A 17769-nucleotide genomic window follows, 5' to 3' on the forward strand; every position below is an offset into this window, starting at 1 on the left:
AAGTTATTTTTTGATATTAAAATACACAACAGTGTCTTTTTCTAAGAAGTTTCTGTGAGTAATGAAAACAGAATCACTATTATATTCTGCTTCAATCAACCAAGAATTACCGTTAAAATAAGACTGTTTCACAAGAGCTTTAAAATTAGATCGCTCTACAATTTCAAGTTGATGTGCGTAGTAGATTTCATCATTTATAGTCGAAAATTCTTCAAAAAAAGAAGCAATCAGTGGTATTTTAGGGTTTTTGTATAGCTCTTGAGGTGTGCCTTTGGCAATGATTTTTTTATTGTGAAGTACAATCATTTTATCAGCAAAGTCCAGTACGTCACTCTTGTCGTGAGTCGCAACAATACACGAAATGCTGTTCTCCTTTAGATACTTAAAAAGGTTTCGTCTTAAAGATTGTTTTTTAAAATTATCAATGTGGCTAAAAGGCTCATCTAGTAACAAGATTTCGGGTTCTTTTGCTAATGCTCTAGCAAGTGCAACACGTTGTTTTTGCCCACCACTTAAGTTTTTAACTTTAGTTTTTGAAAAGGACTCAAGCTCTACAACTTTAATCAGTTCTTTAATCCGTTTTTCTTTTTCCTTTGGATAAAAACGAGACAGGTATTTGCCTATATTTTCTTCAACAGAGGTGTAAGGCATTAAATCAAACTCTTGGGTAACATATTTCATAAAGTCATAGCCAATTACCAGATTGTATTTTGGCCCAAGAATTTTGATGTCATTCCATAAAATTTCACCGACTTCTAAATCATATTCACCGTAAATTAGTTTGAGCATGGTACTTTTTCCAGAGCCACTTTCGCCAATAATGGCTAGGTTTTCACCAATTCCAATACTAAAGTCAACTTCTTCTAAAACAGTAGTTGAAGAATACCCAAAAGAAATATTTTTTACTTGAAGCATGTTGTAAAAATACCATAAAAAAACCGCTTGATTTCTCAAACGGTTTTAAGGATAGTTATATGGTGATTTTATTTTTTTATAAATTTTCGTCTTATGCTTTTCCCATCAGATTCAAGCCTTAAGAAATACACACCACTTTGCAAGCTTGAAACGTTAAGCTCATTGGTAAGTAGCTTTTGGTTGTAAACCCTTTTACCCGTAACGTCAAAAATAGTTGCAATTTTTTCTGTTAAATCTGCTCTTGTTTTAATGATTAAAACGTCATCAACTGGGTTTGGATATATAGAAATGTCACTTAAGGTTTCGTCTTCTACACTTAATGGCGAAGAACCCTCTACTATTGTATGTGTAGTGTTGTAACCAGGATTTTCAATAACATCTATTTCACCTGAAGGCCAATATACTCTTATCTCGTTTATAGTTGTATCCGAGCCAATTCCAAAATGTGTATTGAGTGAGCTCATAAACTCAAACCCCTCACCACTTCTAACATCTCTAATCTGAGTACCCGAAGGAGTTGTAAGCACAACTCTTGCACCAATACCATTTCTATTACTGTAGTTTGGTGTAACATGCGCCATACCGACAGTGTTTATTTTAACCCAGTTGTTGCTGTTACCTTGGTTATAATACCTTACACCATTATAATAAGCGTCTATAAAACCATCATTGTTTAAGTCACCGAAGCTACCATTCTTATAATTTAATTGGTTTGGATCTGCGTCTTCAAAAGTCATGTCGCCTTTTCCGTACATTATGGAGCCATTACTGATAATGTCTAAATTACCATCATTATCAATATCGAAGGAAGAACTCTCCCAACCAGTTGGAGCGGAAATTCCGGCACCAGCAGTAACATCTGTAAATAAGTAATCATTGTTAGGGTTTCCATCGTCTGTAAAGCCATTGTTCATCATAAGTTTATGACTTCCTGAACTTGCACCTACAAAAACATCCATATCTCCATCGTTATCATAATCTCCCCAAGTAGAGGACCAAGTTTGCATAGGATCATCCAAACCTAAGACAGCAGCATTTTCTGAGTAAGTACCATCACCATTGTTTGTAAGCATCATATTGGTTCTTCGTTCTACAGAGCCGCCACATTTTGCTATAAACAAGTCTATATTCCCATCGTTATTGTAGTCAATCCAAATTGAGCCATAATCGCCACCAGAAGGATAGTTACCTAATGAATACGGTGCGCCTGGCGTAACATCAGACTGGTAGAAAGTTAAATTACCTGTACCGTCGTTAATAAAATATACGTTTGGTTCAACATCGTGGCATACAAAAGCATCAAGATTACCATCGTTATTAATATCAACAAAGTTTGAGCGTTGCGAAAACACATATTCAGTTGTGGATTGTTCAGCAAAACTAAGCCCATCATTACTGGCTTTCATAAAAGTAACACCACTACCGGCACCATATAACAAATCTGTTTTTCCATTGGCGTCTATATCTGCTGCAGCTATACTCCAGCTTGGTAAGTAGTCTGCATTGGGCGTTGTGATATTAATATCCGTAAATGTACCATCAGGGTTTTGTTTCTTTATGTTTACGTTAGTAGAAGAAACTCCGACAATATCATCTAAGAAGTCACCATCCATATCAACCACAGCTAAATCAGAGCCACTCACAGAAATCGGTTGTTGTGAGTAATTTATTCTTGACAATGCTTGTGTGGTAAAGGTATACGGTCCAGAATAATTTGAAGTTTCACCCGTACAAACCGATTGAACATAAAAATCATAAGATGTACTTGGCGATAACCCTGTTAAATTATAGGATGTATTTGTTAAACCATTAGCCATATTGCCCGAACCTATAAGAAATCCAGTGTTTCCCCATTCTAAATTCCATTGTGATGCAGAACCATTTTCTGCCCAGCTTAAGTCGGCAGAATCTAAAGTTACTCCAGAAGCTGTTAAATTATTTGGTCCCGGGCAACTAGAGCCTTCTTCTATACATATATCAGCAGTACCGCTCTGTTGATCCCTCCAAATTACAGCATAGTATGTAGCACCAGGAGTTAAGCCGCCTATTTGACCAGAATTATCACCCGCGTCGAAACCGTTGTTTGTACAACTTGAAACCGAGTTGCCGCCACAAGAATCATACACTTCGAGCCCAATAGCATTAGCGGCGCCACTAAAATGTATAGCAACAGACCCAACAGCAGGGGCTGTAAAACTTATAAAATACCCATAGTTACCAACGGCGTCACAAGATGGGTTTTCATTATTTGCATCTATGTCTGCTGCAACACTAAAGTCAAAAGTCGTTGGTGTTGCACTGCTACAATTGGACTCTACATTGACGCTAACTGCTGAAATGCAAGTTCCACCGGGAGCAGCGGTAATAAAGTTAAAAGGTCCAGCAAAATTAGATAAGTCGCCTCCTCCACAATTTGATTGTACATAAAAATCATACGAAACTCCTTGAGAGAGACCAGACAAACTATATGTTGTAGAAGTAACATTAGCTATTGTTGTGCCTGTTCCTGGAGTAAATCCGCTAGTTCCCCATTCAATATTCCATTGGGTAGCAGAGCCAGATTCTGTCCATTGAATGTCAGCAGAAGTTTCCGTGACATTAGTTGCATTAAGGTTTATTGGATCTGGACAACTAGGAGTTTCAATCAGAGTCACTACGATGTTCGACCAATTGGCATCCGAACCACCATAACTTTGATTTAAAACTAAATCGATATATCCATCTACAGCTGGATTGTATACACCAGCTAAATTACCTTGGAATGTTAAAACTGTATTACTAGTTGAATTTGCAGCACCAGTTGTAGGTGGATCAATAGTTGTTGAACCTGCAGAGGTGGTAAAAGTCAAATCAGCTTCTGTTGACCAAGGAATTCCTGCGCCAGCTGCCCAATCTACGGAAATAGAAAAAGAGTTATAAGTACCTGTTGAAGATGCAGATACATTAGCTGAGTTAGCAGCATTATTTAGATTTATGGTAACAGGAGAGCCTTCTGCAACATTGGTGGGTCCAACTATTGGATCAAAAACAAACTGAGCATTACCCACAAAGGAAGACAATACAACAGCAATTAAAAGTAAAGTAAAATTTTTCATATTTATTTATGTTATTCGCAATTAGTTAATGAGGCAATCCACTCCTCTACAAGGTCAATACCTTCTTCATGATTAATAGTCCTTCCTAGCAAGGGCATTCTAAAAGATTCGTCAGTGGTACTTAATCTGTAATAGAGTATGGATAGATCTGTGTCGTTGGGCTTTACAATATAAGAATTTGGAATGAATTGAGTTTCAGGTTCTACACAAACTCCAATATTTTCGGGTTCATCTGTAAACTGAAATTCAAACCTCATAGGTCTGTAATTACAATGTCCGTTGTCTGAATGACAATGTGCACAGTTTATATCTAAATATGAACGAACTCTTTCTTCAAGGGGCTGGGAGGAGTCATCCCAGGCCACGGTTGTCTCAATATTGTTTGGTATATCAGAATTAAGATAGCCTATTTCGCTAAGCTTACGTAGTTGATTAGCTATTCCGCTGGCATAGTTATAATCCTTATTTAAGTTTTGTGGTTTTAAACCAATAACCGTAGGGTCATCTAGTTGATTATGACAAGTGAAGCATTCTGCTCTAGAAGGGATTCGGTAGTCTGTTGTTTTAATATTTTCGCCCTGAAGCCAACTTATATATACCGTACTGCCCTGATTAGTAAAAAAAGCCTCTGTTTGGTTCTCGTTCCATACATAATTGGCAAAATCCCACCCGGTTGATTTTTTATACATTATCCTAGTCTCTAGGATTTTAGTGGAATTATTAGGTTGGACATCATTATAATAAAAATTTTTAATAATAATTGTGCCTTCGGGAAATTGAAGAGATGAATGATCGTCTACATAATTCGCGCTAACGCCATTAGGCAACCATAAAAAGCGTTTTTTCTTAGCGTAATCGGTAAATAATGGGGAAATTAAATCGTAAGGAACCACTCCAAATGTGGGATTTAAATCTTTTAAATCTCCCTCAAAAAAATTATACTCTGAAAGTGTTTGATGAGGTGTATCGCCAGTAAAAACATTCACAACAGAAGAAGATATAATTGTAATGGAAACATTTCCGGTTTCACACTCCCCTGAATTATTACATATGGTATACTGAAAAGAATCTTGCCCTACTATATTAGGGTTGGCCGTGTAAACTACAGAGTCATCACTCGGATTATTGGGTGTGCCATTAGCATCTATAACTTGTACCACTCCCATTGTTGGAGAACTAAGCGACAGACTGCCAATTTCAGGAATATTAGAATCATTTTCAAATATGAAGATTTCAACCTCAGAGTTTTGAGCTAATACAGCGTCATCTGCAACAGTTTCAATATTTACCGGAGTTGTACCGTCATCTGTACCACAGGAAAAATGCAGCAAAAGCAAGACTAAAAATAAGCTGAGTACGTACTTCTTTTTCATACAATTATTAGTCTATATCAATAGAACAACCTAAACTGAGAAACCCCTACTTTTTACAAAAATAGGAGTAAATCTAAGATTTTTTTATTAAATCGTTAATAATCAATAAAAAGGGATGACCTACCTACTTAAAAGCGTTGTATTTTAGAAGGAAAAAACGCTTAAGGATTTTAAACCTAATGTATTTATTGAGCTTAATGTAGAGATAAACAAAATACATAGGCGCAAGCATTGTTATTAACTTGTTCTTTTTGTAAAGTACAGGTTTTAGCTTTACTAAATACCTAAAATATTTTTCAGGAGTCATTAAGAATTTAATAGCACTTTTAATAGGGCTTTTAATTTTTGGTGGTTCATAAGATATACCAACTTGATTTGTCCCAACATTTTGATAAAAGCCATGGCTTAACGTATCTAAAAACTTTAATTTTTTGACACTCTGAAACAGCCCAACCTTTAAAGCTATTTTAGACATGGTCTCTTGCATCATTTCTTCGGAATAGCACAAAGGTTGTAAATTGACCAATAGTTTTTTATGTAGGCTATACATTTGCTCTTGGTGAGGCTTAATGTGATTTTCGTAAAGCCACTTTTCTTCTGGTTTATGATATTCTAAGGTGTAGCCCTCTGCATCTAAACTGTAATCTAACGCACTACCATGATCTGCTGCAGAAAATTGTTCGTAAAGCTGCATATTCGCCATTATAATATGGTCGTGGTAGTCAGGATAAGGCATTAAGGAAAAGTTTAATCCATGTCGTTTTGTTAAAGGTTGTATATCATAGATTTCATTCAAACCAAGATAATAACCAGTGACCGGAATTTGTTCATCAAAAAATGCATAAATGGCCTCTTGCATAGTGCCTCCCCAACCAATATCAACGAGATGAATTCCGTTTTCTTCAATGTTGGTGTTAAAAGACTGAATATATGTTTCAAATGCCCTACGGCTTAAATCCTTGTGCTCGTTATAATATGAAACAAAGGTTTCATTCTGTTTTAAACTCTCAAATATAGGAGAGTTAAAAAAACCTTTAACACTGGCCTTCCCTTCGATATTAAGTTCTTTTATCACCTTGTCCCTAAGGTTGTCTGGGCAATTGACGGCAATTAAAAAATCTTCAGTTGAAATATTGCCATACTTTTTACTTAGAAAAGTAAATGGCTCTTCATTAATATCTTTTAAGGACATTTGAAGTGCGGCATGCCTCGATATTTTTAAATAGTGCGTTTTTATTCTATGGCTTTCATCAATCAAAGCGAAATCTTGATAGGAGTCAAAAAGTTTTTTTAGATATTGCCCTTCGCGAGAAAGAAAGAATAAATTCTTAATTTTTTTTCTTTTGGCAACTTCGTATAAGCGTTCGGCAAAGATGTGATAAAATATAACGTATTCAGTATATGGTATAGCGGAGGTTTTTTTGCATTTTTTATATACAGCGTTGATAATTGATTTTAGTTGCTTTTTGTCATTACCAAAATTATTACGCTTGTTTTTCCTTAAATACTTCTTATGAGGCAGGTGATAGGCATTCAATCCATTTTTAATAGCATTGGTGTAATCACTTTTTAAGTTGTCACCAATCATCATTACCTCTTCGGGTTCTATTTTTAATTCTGAAAGAATTGGTTCATAGATTGAATTTGAAGACTTACTTTTTTCCAATTCAGCCGAGCTATATATACCATCGAATAAATCTATGATTTTATGATGTGTCAATAGTTTTTCGAAAAGAGTTTTGGCGCCATAGAAATCTGAAACAATATAAACCTTTCCTCCATTACTCTTAAAGTATTTGATGGTATCCAGAACATCTTGGTCTATGTATTGCACGCTAGACTCTGCTTTTACATCTGCATCTTCAAAAAGGTTGATAAAATCATCTTTTTCGTTTACAGAAATGACATCATCGTTGATTAACCTTTTACTAATTTCTTCTTTTTGCCTGTGATAAGGAATTTCATCAATGCTCTTTCCTAACTTATTAACAAGATAGTTTACGGATTCTTGTCGTATAAAATATAGTTTATCAATAGAAATACACAATCCCAACTCCCTGATCATAAATTTAGCCCACAAACGTTGAGCATAATTTGGGTGCACATGTCTATGTACTATGGTATCATAGTAGTCCGTGAAAAGAAATTTAATATCCTTTTCTTTAAGTTGCTTATGAAGTTGGTTAAGTGACAAAAAATATGATTTGGTTAATAGCTAAAACGGTGTTACCCTTTTACTTTTTCTTTGGTTTTGCTCGGCAATACATCAAATCCCATATTGTAAAGTGTAAAACCGTAAATATCAGCATACTGCTCTATAGTCTTGCTGACAGGAGTTCCTGCACCATGGCCAGCATCTGTTTCTATTCTTATTAAAACCGGATTGTCTCCAGCTTGTTTACTCTGTAATTCTGCTGCAAATTTAAAACTGTGAGCAGGTACAACCCTATCATCATGATCGCTTGTTGTAACCATAGTTGCAGGATATTCGACACCTTCCTTTACATTATGAACAGGTGAATAACCTTTAAGATAATCAAACATTTCTTTACTGTCTTCAGAGGTTCCGTAATCATAAGCCCATCCTGCTCCTGCTGTAAACGTATGATAACGCAGCATATCTAAAACGCCAACTGCAGGTAATGCCACCTTCATTAAATCTGGTCTTTGGGTCATAGTGGCACCAACCAACAAACCTCCATTAGAACCACCTCTGATAGCTAAATAATCTGATGAGGTATACTTTGAGTCTATGAGATATTCCGCTGCTGCAATAAAATCATCAAATACATTTTGTTTTTTCATTTTAGTGCCTGCATTGTGCCATGCCTTTCCATATTCTCCACCACCACGTAAATTGGCTACAGCATATATACCGCCTTGTTCCATCCATACGGCATTAGCGATACTAAAACTTGGTGTTAGAGATATATTGAAACCACCATACCCATAAAGAATAGTTGGATTTTTCCCATTAAGTTCTATGCCTTTTTTATATGTGATGATCATCGGCACTTGTGTTCCATCTTTAGAAGTGTAAAAGATTTGTTTACTCTCATAATCATTTGGGTTGAAATCTATATCTGGTTTACGATATAATTCTGAAGTACCATTTTCTATGTCGTATTTGTAAATGCTTCCTGGAGTTACATAATTGGTAAACGAATAATATAATTCCTTTTCTTCTTTTTTGGCACCGAAGCCACCAGCGCTTCCAACACCTGGTAATTCAACCTCACGAACTAAGTTCCCATCATAATCATATTGTAAGACTTTAGAAACAGCATCTACCATATATTCCGCAAAAAAGTAACCTCCACCTGTTGACGGGCTTAATACATTATCAGTTTCAGGAATAAAATCCACCCAATTTTCTGGTGTAGGATTAGATGCATCTACTGTGACAATTTTTTGATTAGGAGCGTTAAGGTTGGTCATAATATATAGCTTAGAACCAACATTTTCTATAATATTAGAATCAGAATCGGTATGTCCTAAAATCTCAACTAAAGGAGCATTTGGTACAGTTAAGTCTTTAATGTATAACTTGTTTCCAGAAGTTGAAACCCTTGGAGTAATCACTAAATAGCGATCGTCTTCAGTGACACCTCCATAAATATAACGGTGTTTTTCTTCAGGAGCTCCTCCGTAAATTAATTTGTCTTCAGATTGTTTAGTGCCTAATTTATGATAGTAAACCTTGTGCTGGTCGGTTTTAGCAGACAGTTCGCTTCCTTCAGGCTTGTCATAGCTAGAGTAATAAAAACCGTCATTTTTATACCAAGACATACCACTAAACTTTATATCAACTAAAGTGTCTTCGACTATCTCTTTGGTTTCAGCATTCATTACCAAAACTTTTCTCCAATCACTTCCTCCCTCTGATATGGCATAGGCTAAAACTTTTCCATTTTTTGAAAAGCTTACTCCTCCCAATGAAATGGTACCATCTTCTTTAAACGTATTTGGATCTAAAAATACCTCAGCATTTTTTGGATCAGCTCCTGTTTTATAACGATAGATGACATATTGGTTCTGTAACCCATTATTTTTATAGAAATAGGTATAATCTCCTTCTTTGAAAGGAGCGCCTATTTTTTCGTAATTCCAAAGTTTAGAAAGACGTTCTTTTAATTCTTCACGATAAGGGATATTGTCTAAATACCCAAAAGTTACTTCGTTTTGAGCTTTTACCCAAGCCTCTGTTTCTTCGCTTCTATCGTCTTCTAACCAACGATATGGGTCTGGGACCTCTTCGCCAAAGTAATTGTCAACAACAGTATCAACTTTTTTTGTTTCGGGATAATCTACGGAAATTGGTTTCACCTTTTCAGTTTCGTTTTTACAAGAAACAAAAATACTTAGCACTACAGTAATTAGAAGTAATTTTTTCATAATTAGGTTTTTTGAATGATAACAATGTTAAATTCAAAGATAAGTATTTAACAAAACTGATTTTATCAAATTTTCTTAAAACTTAGGTAAAATGGGAGGCCAATATATAGACATTTACAACTAAAAAATTAATTAATTAGTTGAAATACAAAAAATTACTGTTGTTGCGAAAGACTTAAAAGATATTAAACCAACCCTTCTTTAACCAAATACTCCGCAATTTGAACAGTATTGGTCGCTGCACCTTTTCTTAGGTTATCGCTAACCACCCAAAGGTTTAATGTGTTTGGCTGTGAACCGTCACGCCTAATACGTCCAACAAAAACATCATCCTTTCCGTTGGCATACATTGGCATTGGATAAACATTAACGTCTAAATTATCTTGCACGGTAACACCTTCGGTTTCACTAAGAAGTTGGCGAACCTCGGTCAAATCAAAATCATTTTCAAACTCAACATTAACAGCTTCACTATGTCCACCTGCTGTTGGTATTCTAACTGCTGTAGCAGTTACAGCAATGGTTCTGTCATCAAGTATTTTTTGGGTTTCTCTAACCAATTTCATTTCCTCTTTGGTGTACCCATTTTCTTCAAAAACGTCGCAATGAGGAATAGCATTCTTATGGATAGGATAGTGGTAAGCCATTTCGCCTTTTACACCAGCCATTTCATTTTCCATTTGTTCAACAGCTTTTACGCCTGTACCAGAAACCGATTGATAGGTAGAAACAACAATACGCTTAATTTTATATTTTTTATGAAGCGGTGCCAACGCCATTACCATTTGTATAGTGGAACAGTTAGGGTTAGCAATGATTTTATCATTTTTGGTTAGTTGATTGGCATTAATTTCTGGGACTACTAATTTTTTTGATAAGTCCATTCTCCAAGCAGAGGAATTGTCGATTACCGTTGTACCAACTTCAGCAAACTTTGGAGCCCACTCTAAAGATGTGCTTCCACCTGCTGAAAACAAAGCAATATCTGGCTTCTTTTCGATAGCTGTCGGTATGCTAATAACCTCATAATCTTTTCCTTTGAAGTTTACTTTTTTACCAACAGAGCGCTCAGAAGCTACCAATAATAATTCATCTATTGGGAAATTACGCTCTTCTAACACTTTGAGCATTACATTTCCTACCAAACCAGTTGCGCCAACTATTGCTACTTTCATAATCAAAAAATTTAAACCACAAAATTATAGCATTTCTTGAACTAAATAAGGCTGTTTATCTATAAAAATATGATAAAAATTCACGTTTAAAATTATGGGTTTCATAAAAGAGAAGACTATAAAAGAAAAACCCAGACAAAATGCCTGGGTTTGGTTAATAATATATAATGTAGCGGTGACGCTAATTTCTTATTTCTTTAGGGAATCTCTAATCTCTTGAAGTAGTTCAATTTCTGTTGGACCCGCTGGCGCTTCTGGTGCTGGCTCCTCCTTTTTCTTTGTTTTATTAACACCTTTTACTACCATGAACATTACAAATGCTACGATAATAAAATCGATTACGTTGGTTAAGAATGTACCGTATTCCAAGAAGACTTCTCCTGCCATTTCTCCTGCATCGTTTAGTTCGCCATCCTTTAGTTTGTACTTTAAGTCCTTAAAGTCGGCATCGAAAATTAAACCGATTAAAGGAGAAACAATTCCTCCAGTGAATGAAGAAACTACTTTATTAAAAGCAGCACCCATTACAAAACCTACAGCAATGTCTACAAGGTTGCCCTTCATTGCAAATTCTTTAAATTCTTTCAACATAATTTAGTGTTTTTAAAATAGTTAGTATTTATGTTAATGTGACACTAAAGTAATTAAAAAGTCACAATGTGTTAAAAAAACCTTAATCTGCGATAATAATCCGTTTAACTCGCTGAGATATGGCAGTTAAAATTTCATAAGAAATTGTTTGTGCAGATTCTGCTAAATCACTGGCTTTATACCCAGAATCAAATACCACAACCTCGTCACCCTCATTACAATCAATATTAGTGATATTTACCATAACCATATCCATACATACATTGCCAATAATAGGAGCTTTTTTACCATTTATGAATACAAACCCATTTCCGTTTCCATAGATACGGCTTATACCGTCTGCATGTCCAATAGGTATGGTTGCTGTTTTTTCAAATCCTTTTGATTTGTATGCTCTATTATAGCCAACAGTTTCGTCTTTCTCAATTTTATGTATTTGAGAAATTACAGATTTAAGCCTAGCAACAGGCTTTAAACTTTCATCCTCTTTTGCAGAATTACCAAATCCGTAAAGCCCTATACCACAACGCACCAAATCTAAATGGGCATCAGGATAGTTAATTACACCAGAGGTATTGCATAGATGTAACCATGGTTTATAACCTATCTTATTTTCAAATGCTTTAGCTGTTGACTTAAAAGATTCAATTTGCTTATTTGAAAAGGCGACTTCATTTTTATCTTCACTAGCTGCTAGATGAGAAAAAATGGATTTCACTATAACGGATTTTGTTCCTTGTAGTTTTGAAACAATATAATCCACATCATTTTCCCAAAATCCCAGACGGTTTAAACCTGTATTAAATTTAATGTGTACAGGATAATTTGATTGGTTATGCGCTTCTGCAGTTGCAATAAATTCTTTTAAAACCTTAGCGTTGTAAAGGCTAGGTTCTAAGCAACGTTCAATAATCACTTCAAAACTTGTTGGCAAAGGGTGAAGCACTAAAATAGGTCTTGTGATGCCAGCGTCGCGTAACACAACACCTTCAGAAGCATAAGCTACAGCAAAATAATCTACATCTAAAGTTTGAAGATGTTTGGCTACTTCTACAGAATCACTTCCATACGCAAAAGCTTTAACAACGGCTAAAAACTTTGTACTTGGTTGTAGTTTAGATTTTAAATAATTGAAGTTATGGGTTAAGGCACCTAAATCAATTTCAAGAACTGTTTCTTTAGCTTTAGGCATTAGACTTTTTTTCTTTAGAATTCACTTCTTCAGCATCATTCACCTTCATTTGTCTTACTTTATCACGAAGCATGCTTTTATAGTAAGCGGCTCTACTTAGTGGCTCATATTCATCGACTTCGCCGAGCAAAACCAAATCGTCACTTTTTGCTTTTCTGTAACTGTATTGCGCTAGGTTTCCGGTTTTGGTACAAATAGCGTGCACTTTGGTCACATATTCTGCAGTAGCCATAAGATAGGGCATTGGCCCAAAAGGATTACCTTTAAAATCCATATCCAATCCAGCGACTATAACCCTTATGCCTTTATTGGCAAGGTCGTTACAAACCCTTACAATTTCATCATCAAAGAACTGTGCTTCATCAATTCCGACCACATCACAACCATCGGCTAAAATAGGAATATTGGCTGCTGCAGGTACAGGCGTAGATCGAATTTCATTAGCATCATGAGACACAACCATATCATCATCATAGCGCACATCTACGGCTGGTTTAAAAATTTCAACCTTCTGCCTTGCAAACTGAGCGCGTTTTAATCTGCGAATCAACTCTTCGGTTTTACCAGAGAACATCGATCCACAAATCACTTCAATCCACCCAAATTGTTCTTTATGATTTACCGTATTTTCAAGAAACATTTCGTAATTTTAGCACTAAAACGTAGTAATAATTCGTTTGTATAAAGGTCACGCAAATTTATTAAAAAACAAAAGTAAAATTCATGAAACATCTATGATTTGTTTACAAACGCTGTAAAGCAAAGATTAGGATGTTCCATGTGACTTTAAAAAATCAATAAAAATAAGCACATGAAAAAGAAATTAGAATCAGAATTGGTTAGCATAGCGCACAGGATTCTAAAACTAAAAGGCAGAGAAGATGTTGATAGAATGCACGAAGAAGTGTCTAAACTCTACGAAAAGCTTACGGTTTTAAAATTTGCTCAAGAGAATTTTGAAGATGATATGCCAACTATTGGCAACGACTCCTCATTTTTTGATATGCTAGACACAGCATTTAATAATAAAGTAAGCGACAATATTGAGGTTGGTAACAAGACCTATGTCAATTTAGATGAGGTAGAGGATGATGGCATTATGGAACCCGTAATGGAGAAAATTAAGGATATGGTAGCACAGATGCCCGAAGAAACCCAACAAGTTGATGTTATTGTTGAGGAAGCTGTTGCAAAGGAAAACCCAAATACGGTAGAATTTGAAAACATAAGCTCAGATTTTGCCGATATTCCAGAATTTGAACCTATTGAAGATGCAAAAAAACGTGAAGCAGAACAAGGAAAAAAATCTCTTAATGACAAGCTTAAAGGTAAAGGTTTAAAAATAGGCTTGAATGACAAAATCGCGTTTATAAAACACCTATTTGAAGGTAAAAACGAAGATTACGAGCGCGTGGTCTCTCAAATAAACACCACCAAATCATTTAGTGAGGCCAAAGCACTCATTCTAGATATGGTAAAGCCAGATTACAACAATTGGGAAGGCAAAGAAGAATACGAAGAACGCTTTATCGAAATTGTTGAGAGCAGGTTTAATTAATAGTTGAGATAGACATATCCTTGTAACGGTTTTTCAAAATCCATAATTTCTAGAATATAGAAATAAGTGCCAACTGGCAATAATCTAGATGAATTTGGAACTCCCATATTTGCTCTTCCATTCCAATTGTTTAAATAATTTTTTGCCTGATATACCTGTGTACCATAGCGGTTGTATATTTTAATAATGTTATTAGGATAAGCTTCAATACAAGGAATTACCAAGAAATCATTTTTTCCATCACCATTTGGTGAAATTCCTTCAGGAATAGATAAACAGTTAGAAATTTCAACAAGCGCACTGTCTTCATTATTGGTAGCGTCTCTATCAATTTCATTTACGCTATTTAAAAGAGCAACATTTAATAAATCGTTAGATGCTACCACTCTTGCAATCAAGCTTAGTGTAGCTGATTCGCTTGGGAATAGAGTTGAAATTGTCCATATAAAAGTACCCTCATCAAAAACACCCAAGTTGGTTGTGGCTGAAATAAATTCATAACCAATAGGTAGTTGATCCAAAACTTCGATATCAGTTGCGTTGGTTGTTCCTAAATTAGTTGCTGTAATAGTGAAGATAACTTCCTCTGCAATAATAACTTCTGCTGGCTCGACTATTTTAGTAATTTCAATATCCACATTAGACGTGTCAGCTAATACGTTTAATGCGGCATTGGTTTGAGAGGCATCAATATTATTGGTGTCCGAGAAATTCTCAAAGTTATTAAGATAATTTCCGGCGACATCAGCAGTTACCATCACCGAGAATGTACAACTTTCAACACCAGCTGGGAAAATTAAATCCGTAACACCTATGAAATCATCTCCTGGATCACCAATAAAATTAGCTGTACAGCCATTGGCTTCTACCCAATTAGGTACTTGAGTTATTACAACTCCAGTTGGTAAATTATCTGTAAACGAAATATTATTCTGTGTTGGGTTGTTGGCGATATTATAAACGGTGAAAATCAACTCACTTTCGCCACCTTCAAAAATAGTGTCTGGAGAAAACATTTTTTCCAGAACGGGAGAAATAACCTGAACGCTATTAATGGAAATATTAGTTTCTGGTGTTAGCTCTTCGTTGTTTATTGCACTCGGAATTGCTTCTGCAATATTATTAAATGCACCTCCTAAGTTTGGAGCGATTACAGGAATACTAATCCTTACAGTAGAACCAGCTGCCATTGAAGGAATGATTCCAGAGATAAAATTACCATTGATGTTAAAATTGGTTATACACGTAGCATTGCCAGATGTAACAGTACAAATTGGTGCTCCGGAAATGTTGAAAACAGAATTTAGAGTATTTTCAAAAAGTACATCAACGGCATCAGCGCTTGTAATGCTATTACTAATATCTACAATCCAGTTAAAAGCTTGGCCTGTATCAACTTGAGTAAATTCAGGATACGTTTGAACCACCAAATCCACACATGGTGCAAAAAAAGTAGTTACATCATCAGCAATGAAAGAACCTACTTCATTTTCTGGACCATCAGCATAACCAGCAAGAGCAACATTAGAACCTGCCATAGGTTGATCTATTGAACATTCTGGAAGCCAATCTACAACAACATGAAACGTTACAGAACTATTTGCAGGTAATACCCAATTGTCTTCCGGTAGAATTTCCCAAAACACATCTGACTCACCATCTTCAGGAACACCATCATAGGACACTCCAATGTTAGCATTTTGAATGCTAAAACAAGATGCGGTTCCTGTAGTACTTACACAATCAACCGAAACCAATGATGCCGTAATTGGAGCATAATTAGTTTCCAATATAGCCATGTAATCTTGTAAAAATAACATACCATCATAGTCTCCTGTATTGGTTGCCGTTATTTCGTACGTTACCAAACCCCATTCTGCAGTGTTATCTTCAGAACTTCCTATGGGTAACTCAGGACTTATTTGAGTTTTAGAGATTTCTAAACCAGAAAGGCTAGGTCCATCACAGTTTTCTGGATCTGGAGCAGGAAGTTGTAAGTAATTAAAAAACTGATTGTTATCTAAATTAACATCTATGATCTGACTGTCTAAAATATTAATGGCACTACGAGCAATGGCTTCAATTGGCACAGGGTTTTGAACACACTGAGGTTCTATGAATTTCAATATAGTTTCAATATTAATAGTTGTATTGCCTTGTAAAACAAAATCACTACTAACCCATAGCTGCCCATTATCTGAGGCGTTAATGTCAAAGTCAGTACAAGAAACAGGCCCTAATGTACTTGTGCAGTTTACAGATTCTAGCTCCCAAAGTACATCTCCAACCGTTATATTCTGAAAAAAGAATCTTATAGGTGTTGGTGTAGAACTAGTGTTGCATACCGTTGTATTGAATGTAATCTCCTGGTCATAATCGAGAGTAGCGGATATATCTGGATTGGTTTGTACCGTTTCAATACAGATATCGGTTTCTGGACATGGGTCTGCATTAAGCAAATTGGTAATAATGGTATTCGAGTTATTTGATGAAGCGTTATCATGCTCTAGCCCTATTTCTATAATACTATCAACATCTATAGGCATGGGATCTGGTGAACATGAGAAGTTGGAGTATTTATAAATCATTTCAAACGTAATACTTCCTCCAGAAGTGATTTCAGTATCTGTTTCAAAAATAAATACAGGAGTTGGTTGCGAGGCTACCACAACTGTTGTTCCTGTAAGGTCTGTTAAATCTGGGCACAATGTTCCATTGGTTGTCGCAATACATTCTAGAGATATAAATTGGGTAATTGGCTGACCATTATTTGGCAAAGTGTTTAATTTAATGTTTCCAAAAATTGTATTTACAGGAAAATCTACAGCACTATTGTTGGTGATTGTAAATTGATAAGTCACTTCATCTCCCCAAGCATTTATTGGAGTTCCTAATGTTGGTTGTATTTGGGTTTGCGTGACTGAAAAATCTATAACGATATCCAAAACATCAATAGATATAATAGACTGATTGTTATTGGTGTTGGTATCTGTCGTTCCCACAGGAGGACTTACGGTTCCGTTCGCTGCAATTCCACCTAGGTTTGTAGGAGCGGTAACTAAAACCAATAACTCAACACTAGAGTTGTTGGGCATATTATCTATTGAAGCGGTTAAGACATTTGCGACTACATTAATGTTAGAAATATCTGAAGCGCCATTAATGTTGTTCTGGGAGTTTGTTGAAATCAGGGTTAAATCATCATCAAAATCAATAGAAATTGTAGCATCATTTACCGCATTACCAGAGTTAGAAATGGTAATTAGATATCGAAAATCTTCATAAATATCAACCTGAGACACAGTAGTGCCATTTAAATCTTGAGCCTCAATAGTAATGGATAAGTCTGTAGTTTGCGCAGATAGCAGGCATGCGTTTACACAAAAAACGAACAAAAGGCAGATTGATTTTAACATTGATTGGTTTTATACTATAGATGTAGATTCTTACAAATGGTTGCGTAAAGAAATGCAAA

At 35.5% G+C, this 17769-nt stretch carries 11 protein-coding genes; 1 reads left to right on the forward strand and 10 read right to left on the reverse strand.

Going from position 1 to position 17769, the window contains the following annotated elements:
* Positions 1–3: 3 nt before the first annotated feature.
* The 9 genes from ACQ65V_RS05375 to ACQ65V_RS05415 form a co-directional block, all read right to left on the reverse strand.
* A complete protein-coding gene (locus ACQ65V_RS05375) occupies positions 4–915 on the reverse strand; it encodes an ABC transporter ATP-binding protein (RefSeq protein ID WP_430467157.1) in 912 nt (303 codons plus the stop codon).
* Positions 916–983: 68 nt separating this feature from the next.
* A complete protein-coding gene (locus ACQ65V_RS05380; protein WP_430467158.1) occupies positions 984–4010 on the reverse strand; it encodes an FG-GAP-like repeat-containing protein in 3027 nt (1008 codons plus the stop codon).
* A gap of 11 nt (positions 4011–4021) precedes the next feature.
* Entirely contained in the window at positions 4022–5383 is a 1362-nt protein-coding gene (locus ACQ65V_RS05385) for an Ig-like domain-containing protein (RefSeq protein ID WP_430467159.1), read from the reverse strand.
* 124 nt (positions 5384–5507) lie between these two features.
* Positions 5508–7577 carry an HAD family hydrolase gene (locus ACQ65V_RS05390; RefSeq protein WP_430467160.1) on the reverse strand — a complete coding sequence of 690 codons (2070 nt, stop codon included), beginning with the start codon at positions 7575–7577 and terminating at the stop codon, positions 5508–5510.
* A gap of 32 nt (positions 7578–7609) precedes the next feature.
* The gene (locus ACQ65V_RS05395) at positions 7610–9778 is read right to left on the reverse strand and encodes a prolyl oligopeptidase family serine peptidase (RefSeq protein ID WP_430467161.1); all 2169 of its coding nucleotides are present in this window, start codon (positions 9776–9778) and stop codon (positions 7610–7612) included.
* 185 nt (positions 9779–9963) lie between these two features.
* On the reverse strand, positions 9964–10953 hold the full coding sequence (locus tag ACQ65V_RS05400; RefSeq protein ID WP_430467162.1) for an aspartate-semialdehyde dehydrogenase: 990 nt from the start codon (positions 10951–10953) through the stop codon (positions 9964–9966).
* Between the two features lie 189 nt (positions 10954–11142).
* Positions 11143–11544: a large-conductance mechanosensitive channel protein MscL gene (mscL, locus tag ACQ65V_RS05405; protein WP_155089133.1), complete on the reverse strand. Its 402-nt coding sequence runs from the start codon at positions 11542–11544 to the stop codon at positions 11143–11145.
* Between the two features lie 82 nt (positions 11545–11626).
* Positions 11627–12736: an alanine racemase gene (alr, locus tag ACQ65V_RS05410; RefSeq protein ID WP_430467163.1), complete on the reverse strand. Its 1110-nt coding sequence runs from the start codon at positions 12734–12736 to the stop codon at positions 11627–11629.
* A complete protein-coding gene (locus ACQ65V_RS05415) occupies positions 12729–13376 on the reverse strand; it encodes a thymidine kinase (RefSeq protein WP_155089131.1) in 648 nt (215 codons plus the stop codon). Before ACQ65V_RS05415 ends, alr begins: the two co-directional genes overlap by 8 nt.
* A gap of 171 nt (positions 13377–13547) precedes the next feature.
* On the opposite strand from ACQ65V_RS05415, the gene ACQ65V_RS05420 reads away from it, so the two are divergent.
* Positions 13548–14294 carry a hypothetical protein gene (locus ACQ65V_RS05420; RefSeq protein ID WP_430467164.1) on the forward strand — a complete coding sequence of 249 codons (747 nt, stop codon included), beginning with the start codon at positions 13548–13550 and terminating at the stop codon, positions 14292–14294.
* On the opposite strand, the gene ACQ65V_RS05425 is transcribed toward ACQ65V_RS05420, so the two are convergent.
* Positions 14291–17710: a gliding motility-associated C-terminal domain-containing protein gene (locus ACQ65V_RS05425; protein ID WP_430467165.1), complete on the reverse strand. Its 3420-nt coding sequence runs from the start codon at positions 17708–17710 to the stop codon at positions 14291–14293. The two genes, ACQ65V_RS05420 and ACQ65V_RS05425, sit on opposite strands and share 4 nt — an antisense overlap.
* Positions 17711–17769 lie beyond the last annotated feature (59 nt).

Origin of the sequence: Winogradskyella ouciana (assembly GCF_965284585.1) — a bacterium.
Lineage (GTDB): Bacteria > Bacteroidota > Bacteroidia > Flavobacteriales > Flavobacteriaceae > Winogradskyella > Winogradskyella ouciana.

Bases quoted from the DNA above. Each gene is read 5' to 3' on its own strand.
- ACQ65V_RS05380 (WP_430467158.1), bottom strand. From the start codon at position 4,010: ATGAAAAATTTTACTTTACTTTTAATTGCTGTTGTATTGTCTTCCTTT.
- alr (WP_430467163.1), bottom strand. From the start codon at position 12,736: ATGCCTAAAGCTAAAGAAACAGTTCTTGAAATTGATTTAGGTGCCTTA.
- ACQ65V_RS05420 (WP_430467164.1), top strand. From the start codon at position 13,548: ATGAAAAAGAAATTAGAATCAGAATTGGTTAGCATAGCGCACAGGATT.
- ACQ65V_RS05415 (WP_155089131.1), bottom strand. From the start codon at position 13,376: ATGTTTCTTGAAAATACGGTAAATCATAAAGAACAATTTGGGTGGATT.
- ACQ65V_RS05425 (WP_430467165.1), bottom strand. From the start codon at position 17,710: ATGTTAAAATCAATCTGCCTTTTGTTCGTTTTTTGTGTAAACGCATGC.
- ACQ65V_RS05395 (WP_430467161.1), bottom strand. From the start codon at position 9,778: ATGAAAAAATTACTTCTAATTACTGTAGTGCTAAGTATTTTTGTTTCT.
- ACQ65V_RS05400 (WP_430467162.1), bottom strand. From the start codon at position 10,953: ATGAAAGTAGCAATAGTTGGCGCAACTGGTTTGGTAGGAAATGTAATG.
- mscL (WP_155089133.1), bottom strand. From the start codon at position 11,544: ATGTTGAAAGAATTTAAAGAATTTGCAATGAAGGGCAACCTTGTAGAC.
- ACQ65V_RS05375 (WP_430467157.1), bottom strand. From the start codon at position 915: ATGCTTCAAGTAAAAAATATTTCTTTTGGGTATTCTTCAACTACTGTT.
- ACQ65V_RS05385 (WP_430467159.1), bottom strand. From the start codon at position 5,383: ATGAAAAAGAAGTACGTACTCAGCTTATTTTTAGTCTTGCTTTTGCTG.